The organism is Phormidium pseudopriestleyi FRX01, assembly GCF_017313335.1.
Classification (GTDB): Bacteria; Cyanobacteriota; Cyanobacteriia; order Cyanobacteriales; family Laspinemataceae; genus Laspinema; species Laspinema pseudopriestleyi.
Map to the genome: position 1 here is coordinate 1 of NZ_JAFLQW010000539.1, position 11,247 is coordinate 11,247.

Annotated in this window: 10 protein-coding genes and 1 tRNA gene; 8 read left to right on the forward strand and 3 right to left on the reverse strand. The window is 48.4% G+C overall.

Translation table 11 applies throughout. The features are described from left to right. Positions 1-270 precede the first annotated feature (270 nt). The 3 genes from J0895_RS20465 to J0895_RS20475 all read right to left on the reverse strand — a co-directional run bounded on the left by J0895_RS20465 (position 271) and on the right by J0895_RS20475 (position 3,801). Complete coding sequence (locus J0895_RS20465; protein WP_207089846.1) at positions 271-2,181, reverse strand: CapA family protein; 1,911 nt, start codon at positions 2,179-2,181, stop codon at positions 271-273. Positions 2,182-2,481: 300 nt separating this feature from the next. Further along, the gene (locus tag J0895_RS20470) at positions 2,482-2,757 is read right to left on the reverse strand and encodes a hypothetical protein (RefSeq protein ID WP_207089847.1); all 276 of its coding nucleotides are present in this window, start codon (positions 2,755-2,757) and stop codon (positions 2,482-2,484) included. Positions 2,758-2,871: 114 nt separating this feature from the next. Next, positions 2,872-3,801 (reverse strand): hypothetical protein, encoded by a 930-nt coding sequence (locus J0895_RS20475; protein WP_207089848.1) that lies wholly within the window; start codon positions 3,799-3,801, stop codon positions 2,872-2,874. A gap of 378 nt (positions 3,802-4,179) precedes the next feature. On the opposite strand from J0895_RS20475, the gene J0895_RS20480 reads away from it, so the two are divergent. From J0895_RS20480 to J0895_RS20515, 8 genes are all read left to right on the forward strand, one after another. After that, positions 4,180-5,046, forward strand: a complete 867-nt coding sequence (locus J0895_RS20480) for a class I SAM-dependent methyltransferase (RefSeq protein WP_207089849.1) — start codon at positions 4,180-4,182, stop codon at positions 5,044-5,046. A 13-nt stretch (positions 5,047-5,059) separates the two neighbouring features. Beyond that, positions 5,060-5,782: an HAD family hydrolase gene (locus tag J0895_RS20485; protein WP_207089850.1), complete on the forward strand. Its 723-nt coding sequence runs from the start codon at positions 5,060-5,062 to the stop codon at positions 5,780-5,782. A gap of 113 nt (positions 5,783-5,895) precedes the next feature. Further along, positions 5,896-5,968 (forward strand) — tRNA-Ala (locus tag J0895_RS20490). A gap of 625 nt (positions 5,969-6,593) precedes the next feature. Beyond that, positions 6,594-6,821, forward strand: a complete 228-nt coding sequence (locus J0895_RS20495) for a hypothetical protein (RefSeq protein WP_207089851.1) — start codon at positions 6,594-6,596, stop codon at positions 6,819-6,821. A gap of 286 nt (positions 6,822-7,107) precedes the next feature. Then, the gene (locus J0895_RS20500) at positions 7,108-8,166 is read left to right on the forward strand and encodes an amino acid ABC transporter substrate-binding protein (protein ID WP_207089852.1); all 1,059 of its coding nucleotides are present in this window, start codon (positions 7,108-7,110) and stop codon (positions 8,164-8,166) included. A gap of 202 nt (positions 8,167-8,368) precedes the next feature. Then, a complete protein-coding gene (locus J0895_RS20505) occupies positions 8,369-9,334 on the forward strand; it encodes a glutathione S-transferase family protein (protein ID WP_277989875.1) in 966 nt (321 codons plus the stop codon). Positions 9,335-9,364: 30 nt separating this feature from the next. Continuing rightward, the gene (locus J0895_RS20510) at positions 9,365-10,327 is read left to right on the forward strand and encodes an amino acid ABC transporter permease (protein WP_207089853.1); all 963 of its coding nucleotides are present in this window, start codon (positions 9,365-9,367) and stop codon (positions 10,325-10,327) included. Between the two features lie 49 nt (positions 10,328-10,376). Further along, a partial coding sequence (locus tag J0895_RS20515; RefSeq protein ID WP_207089854.1) for an amino acid ABC transporter permease occupies positions 10,377-11,247 on the forward strand: 871 nt, incomplete at its 3' end.

The window sequence follows — 11,247 nt, forward strand, 5'->3', positions numbered from 1 at the left end:
CAGGCTTCGACTGGCTCAGGGCTCAGGGCTCAGGGCTCAGGGCTCAGGGCTCAGGGCTCAGGGCTCAGGGCTCAGGGCTCAGGGCTCAGGGCTCAGGGCTCAGGGCTCAGGGCTCAGGACAGGCTTCTCCCTTTTTGGGAGAAGGGGGCTGGTGGGGGATGAGGGCAGACTGTCCAAACATCGGATGCATTCGTCAAGGGGAACTTGCCACGGGGTTGATTCAAAACCCTACCCTCAGACCCTTGTCCCCCAGCTGCGATCGCTGGTGCACTAGCTAGAAACCAGGCTCTTGGGGAACTGAGGCAGTTTGATTTTCTTATTCCGACCGGCTACTCCGATAGCACCCCCTACAGCGGCAGCAGCCAGGGCCATCCCCACAGCCCGAGAGGTCCCATTTGATTGAGGTGGGGATGGCGGTTCAGTCTGGCCCAGTTTATCAGCTTCTCCAAAAGAAAGAGGCTCACCCAACTCATCCGTAAAAGGAGAGGCATTAAACGCCTCATCTTGATCGCCGGGTAACTCTTGTTCAAGTGCCGGATTAGACTTAATCTCAACCGCCTTTTGGGAGTCAAACACCGTGTCTCCTGAAGTCACGACTTTAGATTGACGAGCATCCAGAATCATGGGGGAAGTCATCGGTTCTTCAAAAACCCCTGAGATCATATCGATGTGTTCGAGGATGCGATCGCCCCTTTCCCCTTTGACCACTTTAGGCTGATACTTGCGGACCTCAACAGGTAAAAATTCCACCTTCATTTGTTCCTCTCGCAAGGATACCTTCAGGACTGCGGTATCGTAATCGCTGCGAGCATTCCCTCCAAAAATAAAATTCCCCAGAGAGTAAGCAATAGGCCGTCCCTTATAAATTTCTGCCCCCTGCAAGACATGAGGATGATGACCCACAATCACATCCGCACCTTGGTCAATCGTAAAATAGGCCAATTCGCTCTGCCAAATTTCGGGATAATTAGCCAGTTCTACGCCCCAGTGAAAATTCACCACAATCCAGTCCACTTCATCCCGAACGGCCTGAATATCTTCAGCAATCCGCTGTTCCATGCCGTGATTGGTCCCGGGCACTCCTTCTGCTGAGGCATGATAATCCGCCGTATAGTAACCGAAGTAGGCGATTCGCTGTCCTTTCACATCAATAATTTTAGGACGTCGGGCTTCCGTGATATCCATCCCGGCTCCGATCGCATGAATCCCAGCTTTTTCTAGGGTTTTCAGGGTTTCTTGGAGTCCGGGACCCTGGTAGTCCATCGCGTGATTATTGGCGAGGTTGACAATATCAATGCCCCCAGAGGTAAGCACCTCCACCGCAGAGGGGTCGGCTTTAAAATTAAAGGTTTTTTCCAGTTTTGTATTGGCGGTGGTCAAGGTCCCTTCCAGGTTGACCATTGCCATATCTGCCTCGCGGTATTCAGGCATTTGGTCAAAGGCCCAGGTGTAATCACTCCCGATCAGGTCTTCAAACCCATGACCCAGGGTGACATCTCCACTCATCATCAGGGTAACCGTCGGGTCATTTGGGTTGATGACATCGGTATGTTCAATGACTGGAACGGTTTCTAAGGCTGCCTGGACCATTTTGGGCCGTTCCTCGGACCCGTTGACGGGATTGGAGGCAGTTTGGGGGGAAACAATGGGGTTAGTTTGGGATTGGTCGCGCAGTTGCAAGTAGCCGATCGCACTGCCCATAATAAAGGCACTGACCGAGACCCCCGCCACTAAAAATAATCGAAAAACTTTATAGTTAATCCAAGAAGCGGCGCGGGAAACACCATCCAGCAGCCGCTGTAAATGCTGATTTCTGCGTTGCTGGTTGGCTGGGGTGACAATGCGGATGGATTGCTGCCACAATAAGTCAAAATTTCCGACAGGGTTAGCACCTGTGGCGATGATGCGAACTCCATCAATAACTTCAGAGTTGAGCCGCCAGATCTGGTGACAGATAAATTTGTTTAAGCCCGAACGCAGTTGCTGGTAGATATCAGATTGATTGCTTACCCCATTAATTTCCAGGCGGATCCGCAGACATCCTTTTTGGACGGGTTCGACCCTGGCATAAATGCCTTGGGGGGCCAGGTATGAGTTAATTAGGTAGGCGATCGCCCGAAAATTTCCCGCCCGTGCTAAGTCGAGCATTGAGGGTTCGGCAAAGGTGCTGAAACTGGTCATCCTGTTCACTCCTATTTCTTGCTGGCAAATCTAAATTTTAAATCAGGGATATCCCTGGGGAATTGATGTTTAGGGTTGATTTTGGGTAATTAATCCTTTTCAAGGATTGCCTCTAAATCTCCCGAATGGGTTTGAGTGTTAACAGCGTTCTGCTTAAACCGCTACTCCCGGTGAGCTTTTAAAAATTTGTCCTTTAATTTGGGGATGGATTGTTGTTTAACGAACAATTTTTCACCCCTGATCCCAGCGCGGTTGAGGTCTAAATGACCGGGGCTGATAGTCGCCCTCTTTTAAGTTAGTTTACGGTGAGAAAGCGGCAGAATCGGACGGGCTTGGGTGATTAAACGGGCGATCGATCGCCCAAAAACTAAATTCTACCCTGCTGCCGCCTGCCGTGTTCGCCCAACTCTGTTCCCTGAGATTTTCCCCGATTTTCCCCGATTTTCCCCGATTTTTCTGAATCATCCTCAAGAGAAGCAACCGGGGAATTTCCCGTGAGGGATTGGCTTGACGATTGTATCCCAAAACTTCTATTTTTTGAGTCTTTGACTTGACAAAATTATCCCAGATATGCATTCACTCACTTTTGGGTGGTCAAGGCGATCGCCCTGGGGGTTTAATGTGAGCCAAAGTCGGGAGAGGCGATCGCGCCTACAACTCTTGCATTCTCTCTTTAAAGATTACCCTGAGTTAAAACTGATAAGTCACGCCCACTTGCAAAACCGGGTAAAAGCGGAAACGCCCTAACGAATCTTCCAAGTCTTCTTGCTCTCGCTGAAGTTCACTGGCTAGGATGGGATTGGATGCGGCACCGGGGGCGTTTAACGTCACATTGGGCGATCGCTGAAACATCACCCCCAGGTCCATAAAAAATCCCCATCGCTTTCCGAAGGCCACCGGATTACCCCAACCGACCCCAATATAGGGTGCAAAATCGGGAAAATCAACTTCAGCTTCTAACGTCCCCACTTGCGTCACATCAAAGCTCGTGCCACCAATTTGATAGGATGAAATTCCTTGGTCGTTGACATCGGTCTGACCGACTCCTGATGCCTTATTCCCGTTATAAACGAGACCCCCGGTGATCCGAAATCCCGAGTCTTCGTTGGGAAAATAATCGACAAAAGCCGGAATTGTCCGTAAATCTACATCAGTATCGTAAGTGATGTCGTTTTCTGTAAACTCACGGTTGAACGATAACCCATTAAATCCAATTCTGGCGTTTAAATTGGGGAAAATTCGACCCGTAACCTGAGGGCCAATCCCCAGGGTTCCCCCATTAGCTGAGACAGCAATCCCACTCCGTTCTTCCAGCAAGCGCAGGGTGCGCGATGGCAGGGGGGCGGGTTGAGACGGGGGAACGGGACGAGGTGCAGGTGGAACGGGTTGAGTTGGGGGAAGGGGTTGAGTTGGGGGAAGGGGTGCGGGTGCCGGTGGGACCGGCGTCGGCCCAGGGACTTGTTGGCAGCGAGAATTCAGCGGAAACAACCGACACAAGGTTTCTAAATCGGTATCTTGCGCTTGTAGGGGTTGGGAGAGACTGGCATCGATCGCCAAAGTGGTTAAAATACCAACCACGCCATAAAAAATTTTTATAGAGAGACCAAAGTTTTGAGCCATGAGCTTTTGTGTTCGGCTGGTGTTGGGCTATATGCATTTGCCATCGCATCATATCCCATCCCACTGATGCCAGGGTAATGATTTTGTCTGGAGCTTGCGCGATCGCCCCTGTCCCCAGGATTGCCCTCGGTGCTTTGCCTTTGGAATCCCTTATCTCTATAGCGAACCTAAATGAGCTTGACATAAAAAAAGCGAGCAAGATGCTCGCACTACAAGACTCTTAGGCATTGGATCCATTGTCAGAATGATTTAGACGCGCTATATACTGTTTAAAAGACGGTTTAAAATTTTGATAACTTTTTTAACGATTATTAACTCATCCGGGAGTCGGCGATCGCTCCTGAATCCCCCACTCCATCCCCATCTTGAGGCCAAACCATGACCGTTCGTAAAGATACAATTTTTGAGCAGTTTTTAGCACCCGTCGTCTGGCTATTCATCGATGAAAAGGCGATGCAGCAGTTGAGTCGTAGCATTGACTGGGAAACCGAAAGCTCTCGCCTCAGACGTCCCGATTTGGAGTACCCCGACTATTACATCACTCAAAATTTTCACGGCATTGAAGGCGGTTACCTCAATCCAGGTGCAGCAGTCAGTTACGACCCAATTACCCAATATGCGCTTCCTCCCCATGAAGGTTGGATCCGTCAAGGGTTAATTGATGAAATTCGCACCCATCCCCGTCGAATTCTGGATTTGGGTTGTGGCACGGGTTCGACGACAATCCGGCTCAAGCAAGCCTTTCCCGATGCTGAAGTCATCGGTTTGGATTTATCACCCTATATGTTGGTGATGGCGGAATACAAGGCTAAACAAGCGGGTTTAGAGATTCACTGGGTGCATGGTCCTGCGGAACAGACTGGATTTACCAGCAATTCTTTCGATCTGGTGACGGCTTCGTTATTATTCCACGAGACGCCCACAGAAATTGCCGGGGCGATCGCGCAAGAAAGTTTCCGACTCCTGCAACCTGGGGGGCAGTTTCTGATCCTCGATGGCAATCAAAAAACCCTACGCCAGACAGAGTGGCTCACCCAAATTTTTGAAGAACCTTATATTCAAGAGTATGCCGGTGGCAGTGTGGATGCCTGGATGGGTGCGGCAGGATTTGGTGCGGTGCAGACGACTGAAGTCTGGTTACTCAATCAGGTAACCAGCGGGATCAAACCGTTACCTCAATCCTCGGTGGCGTCACCGAAATCGACTGAACAAGAGGAGTCCTGGGTTGTGGCTCCCAGCTACTAAGGAGAGAGGGACCATGAGTTTAAAAGCGATTTTATTTGATTTCAATGGGGTCATTATTAATGATGAGTCGATTCATGAGGAGTTAATCAATGAGTTGCTGCTGGCGGAGAACTTGCGCCCGAAAAAAGGAGAGTTCTGGCAAATCTGTTTAGGACGCAGCGATCGCGCTTGTATTGCAGAATTATTTGCCCTGCGGGGTCGGTTCCTGACGGAGGAGGCCCTGAATTCCCTGATTGCTTGCAAGGCGATCGCCTATCAGGAACGACTCGCTACCCTGAATAAACTGCCGATTTTTCTCGGGGTGGAAGACTTGATTTTTAAACTGCGCGGTGCTCAATTAAAATTAGCGGTGGTCTCGGGTGCTTTGCGATCGGAGGTGGAACTGGTGTTAAATCGGGCGAATATGGCCCAACATTTCTCGGCGATTGTAGCCGGAGATGACATCAGTGCCAGTAAACCCGAACCCGATGGCTATTTATTGGCGGTGGAACGGTTGAATCAGCAATATCCGGAGCTCAACCTGACCCCGCGAGATTGTTTGGCGATCGAAGATACTCCGGCGGGAATTCAGGCGGCTCAACGTGCGGGGATTCAGGTGGTTGGCATCGCCAATACTTACCCGTTTCATATGCTCCAACGGCAGGCAGACTGGACGGTGGATGATCTGCGCGATGTGGAACTCGATCGCCTCAAAGAGTTTTTTCAGCGCTGTTTGTCCCAACCGATACCGGGTTAACGGAACTTTACTGCCAGGGGAGTTTGAGTCATTGTAAACCCCAAAAAAAATTATCTGGGATTGCCTCTTCCCTTTCTACCTGGGTTCATGTTATGATGGTTCCACGAATGACCGGGGAATTAGCTCAGTTGGTAGAGCGCTGCGATCGCACCGCAGAGGTCAGCGGTTCGAATCCGCTATTCTCCATTTTTAGTGAAATATCTCAGACAGCGTGAGCGAATGGGGTTCAAGATGCCCTGGGGTGGATAACGTTACAGTCCGGCACTAGGCCATCGGTTCAACATCGTTGAAAAGCTTGATTTACAAAAAGTTACCCGAAATTTAGGGAAATCCCTTCATTTCAATCAGCTCAATCCTAGGGTCAATTCAGGGTGGGTTCGATGAGGCAACTCAGCCCCTGCTGAATGGTAGGAACCCTGAATGAGCGCGATATAATAAATTGAGCATTCAATGAATGGGTGCATTTTAAAATCGCAACATAAAGAGATATTGCTATGCTTTCCTTTAAAAAACTTAATATGTAGTCTCAACTACGAAAAACAGCCTGATTCCCTGAAAAATCACGGATTCAAGACTGGAAAAGGGCTGAAAAGGTAAAGTTTGTAACAAACAAATTGTAAGGTTTTAGTAACTATTGTTGCATCTTATGTTGTGTCGATCCAATCCGGGATAAATACGGTATGGTGTAAATATAAAGGAATTATTAAGCTTACTGGAAGAACGGCGAGAGTCGTTTCTCGGGTAGCCGCGAAGTAAATCCGCATTTAGCCAATCCCCGACAAGAGATTGGTTTTTGTTGGCAGGAGGAAAGATGAATCCCTTAATGCTACGTCAAATTTGGTCCTTGATAGAAAAAACCCAGGTTAACGTTTTGTTAAGTCTAGATGATGCAAGCTTGGTGCAGTGGTTGCTCAAGCAGTTCAGACAAGAGCAACCCCTCGATCCGGATCAAGTGAATGTGTTGAATGCATACCTGCGATCGCGACTCTCTCTGATTCGCGATATCGCCAGCGAACGAATTGCCACGGATATGGGATAACCGATTGCTCAGTATCAGGGTTCCCTTGGCCCTAATCTCTATTTCCCGCAATGGATGACCGATCGCGGTGCGGTTTGTCTGCCGCTTTCTTGGGGGAGACGATCGCAATGGGACAAATCACTCACCTGTTGAAACTCTTGATGAAATACTCCCTGCGATCGCCACAGCAGAGGGTCTTTTCAAAGGTCGAACCCGCAGGTTTTCCTAAGTCGTGTAAGATAAAGCACAGCCTTTAATCAGAATAATCGCACTGCAACCGGCCAATTCAATACAAGAAATTATAGAGATGGGTAAAAAGGAATTATTGAAACTGGCGAGTCTATGTCTGGCGATCGCCGCGACTGCTTGTGGGGGGCCATCGGGTCAACCCAACGCCAATGTTGCCACGGGTTCGCAGAAGTTGGCTCAAATCCAAAATCAGGGTCAGATTGTCTGTGGAGTCAGTGGCGAGTTACCAGGATTTAGTTTTGTCGATGCCACCGGCAAATATGCGGGACTGGATGTGGATATCTGTCGGGCGATCGCCGCCGCTATTTTTGACGACCCCAACGCCGTAGAATTCCGCAATCTCAACGCCAAAGAACGCTTTACCGCAGTGAAAAGCGGAGAAGTCGATATCCTCAGTCGGAACACCACCTGGACCCTCAGCCGAGATACCGGGGCCGTGGGGTTGCAATTTGCTCCAGTCGTCTTCTATGACGGACAGGGGGTTATGGTTCGCCAAAATAGCGGAATTACTAACCTCGCCGGACTGAAGGATAAAGCAATTTGTACCCAAACCGGGACCACGAATGAACAAAATATCGCCGATCGCATGGCAAGTCTCAGTATCAACTATCAAGTTGTCGTCTTTGAAGATATTAACGTCGCCTATGCCACCTATCTTCAGGGTCGCTGCCAAGCGGTAACCTCCGATCGCTCTCAATTAGTCTCCCGGCGATCGCGTTTTCCTAACCCTGAACAACATTTAATTTTAGAAAATACCATTTCTAAAGAACCCCTTGCCCCAGCAGTCGCCCCAGGAGACACGAACTGGTCCGATGTGGTGAATTGGATTATCTATACCACCATCTATGCCGAAGAACTCGGGATTACTTCCGAAAATGTCGAGGAAATGGCTAATAGTACCAATCCCGAAATTACCCGGTTTTTGGGAACAGAAGGTAATCTAGGCCAAGAATTAGGATTGAGCAATGATTTTGCCCTGCGAGTGATTCGCCATGTGGGAAACTATGGAGAAATTTATAATCGCAATTTAGGGCCGGAAACGCCTCTGAATTTGGAGCGGGGATTAAATAGATTATGGACTGATGGCGGGTTGATGTATTCACCTCCCTTTCGCTAAAAGCAGTCCATCCTTGAGTTAAAATTTTGGGGTGCATCCGATGTTTGGACAGTCTGCCCTCATCCCCGGAGCCCCATTCTCCCTTTTTGGGAGAAGCCCTCACCCTCAGTCCCTCTCCCCCTTTGGGAGAGGGATTTAGGGTGAGGGCGGCGAGCATTGGGATGCTCCCAAAATTTTTCAAAAGTTAGGGAAGAACAAACCGATGGGATTGGGTCTATTAATTGATGGGAAATGGGTAACTGAACGCGAGCAGGAAGATAGTGGCGGTCGATTTATTCGCCCTTCTACCACCTTTCGGAATCGGATTACTGCCGATGGTTCGAGTGGATATCCGCCAGTAGCGGGACGTTATCATCTGTATGCGTCCTTAGCTTGTCCTTGGGCGCATCGGACTCTAATTATGCGCTCCTTGAAAGGCTTAGAATCGGCGATTAATCTATCGGTAGTTTCCCCGGTGATTGACCAAAATAGTTGGGAATTTGCCGAGTATCCGGGGATGATTCCCGATACGGCGAATCACTGCGATTATTTATGGCAACTGTATCTCAAAGCGGATTCGAGTTACAGTGGACGAGTGACAGTGCCGGTTTTGTGGGATACTGAAACCCATCAAATTGTCAATAATGAATCTCGGGAAATTATCCGAATGTTGGATACGGAATTTGAGGGGATTGCGGAAAATTCCATCAATTTATATCCAGGGGATTTGCAAGGGGTCATTGATGACACGATTGATAAGATTTATCAACCGATTAATAATGGGGTATATCAGGCTGGATTTGCCACAACTCAGGCGGCGTATGAGGAAGGGGTAACGGATTTATTTGATGCCTTGGACTACTGGGAGGGGATTCTGGGAAAACAGCGCTATTTATGTGGCGATCGCCTCACGGAAGCTGATATTTGTATGTTTACGACCCTGGTGCGTTTTGACCCAGTTTATTATGTTCATTTCAAATGTAATATCCGGCGAATTGTAGATTATCCTAATTTGTGGAATTATCTCAAGGAGTTGTATCAGCATCCGGGAATCAAATCCACTTGCAATTTTGACCATATTAAGCAGCATTATTATCGGAGTCATCCGAAAGTCAATCCCACGGGAATTGTTCCTAAAGGACCGATGATTAATTGGGATGAACCGCACGATCGCAGTCGGTTTGGGTAAAGTCTCGATATAAGTTGAGGGGAAGCAGACATGAGAAGATTGTGGCGCGATCGCCGATTTTGGTTTATTGCCATCCAAGCCGTCGCCGTTGTCTTGATTGCGATATTGGGGTTAACCCTGTGGCAAAACTTGCAGCGCAACTTACAGCAACAAGGCATAACCCTGGGATTTAACTTTTTAGACTCTCAGGCAGCGTTTGATATTGGCGAAACCCTGATTCCCTACGACCGAAGTTCAACCTATGCTAGAGCTTTATTGGTAGGATTACTCAACTCCTTACGAGTGATGGCGGTGGGAATTATCCTGGCAACGGTAGTGGGGATTACCGTGGGAGTCGGGCGATTGTGGGATAATTGGCTATTAAGAAAACTTTCGTTACTGTATGTCGAAATTATCCGAAATACGCCTTTATTGCTGCAATTATTTTTCTGGTATTCGGCAGTGTTCTTAAGTTTACCGGGGCTACAAAATGCCATAGAATTGCCTCTAAGAATTTATTTAAGTCAGCAAGTCGTCGCCTTTCCCCTGCCTTGGACAGTACCAGAAGTGCTGGAGAGTGGGCAAATTGTGGGGGGATTACAACTGTCTCCCGAATTATCAGCATTGGTGCTAGGATTGAGTCTTTATACGGCGGCATTTATTGCCGAAATTGTACGCGCCGGGATTGAATCAGTGCCAAAAGGACAGTGGGAAGCGGCGCGATCGCTGGGATTGAATCCCAGTTTAATGCTGCGTTTGGTGATTTTTCCCCAAGCGTTGCGAACGATGATCCCCTCTCTGACGAGTCAATATCTGAATTTAGCGAAAAATACCAGTTTAGCGATCGCGATCGGTTATCCTGATATTTATTTTGTGGCCTCCACCACGTTTAATCAAACGGGACGGGCAGTAGAAGTAATGATGCTGCTGATGGCAACCTATTTAACGATTAGTTTATTAATTTCCCTGTTCCTGAATTTTTACAATAAAAAAGTCCAACTGAAAGAGCGCTAAAATTGGCGTCAATCATACCCATAAATCTGTTAGAAAGGGTGACGAATCTATGGATAGCAAAGCCGAACTCCCACCTGTTACGCCGAGACTTTCTCCCTGGAACTGGGCTAGAAAAAACCTATTTAATACTTGGTACAACAGCATTCTGACAGTGGTTTGTCTGGGGTTGATTTATCAGTTAGGGGGAGGATTGTTGCATTGGGCGATCGCCTTAGCAGATTGGCAAGTGATTGGGGTAAACTGGCGGTTATTTTTAGTGGGAAGATATCCCCCCCAACTCTATTGGCGCGTGGGAATGGCAACGGGGGTCATCGCTGGCGCTGCTGCCTTTTCCTTCTGGGCAATCCGCTGGCGTGCCCAATTAGTTCAATGGATTCCTTTGGCCTGGATTCTAGCATTTCCAGTGATTCTCTGGTTCATTGGCGGGGGATTTGGACTGCGACAGGTTCAGACTCAGTTATGGAATGGATTATTACTTACCCTGGTGACGGCAATTATTAGTATTGTATTGTCATTCCCCGCCGGAGTTTTGTTAGCATTAGGACGGCAAAGTTCTCTTTCCGTCTTGCGCTGGTTGTGCATTCTGTATATTGAAATTGTCCGGGGATTACCTTTAATTGGGATTTTGTTTATGGCGCAGGTGATGTTACCGTTGTTTTTGCCCCTGGAGATGCGTCTCGATCGCGTCATGCGGGCGATCGCTGGGTTGAGTCTGTTTAGTGCCGCTTACATGGCAGAAAATGTCCGAGGGGGTTTGCAATCCGTCCCTCGGGGACAAATTGAAGCGGCGAAAGCATTGGGATTGGCAACCCCTTGGGTGATTTTGCTGATTGTATTACCCCAAGCATTACGCGCCGTGATTCCCGCCATTGTGGGGCAATTTATTGGATTATTTAAAGATACCTCTTTACTAGCGCTAG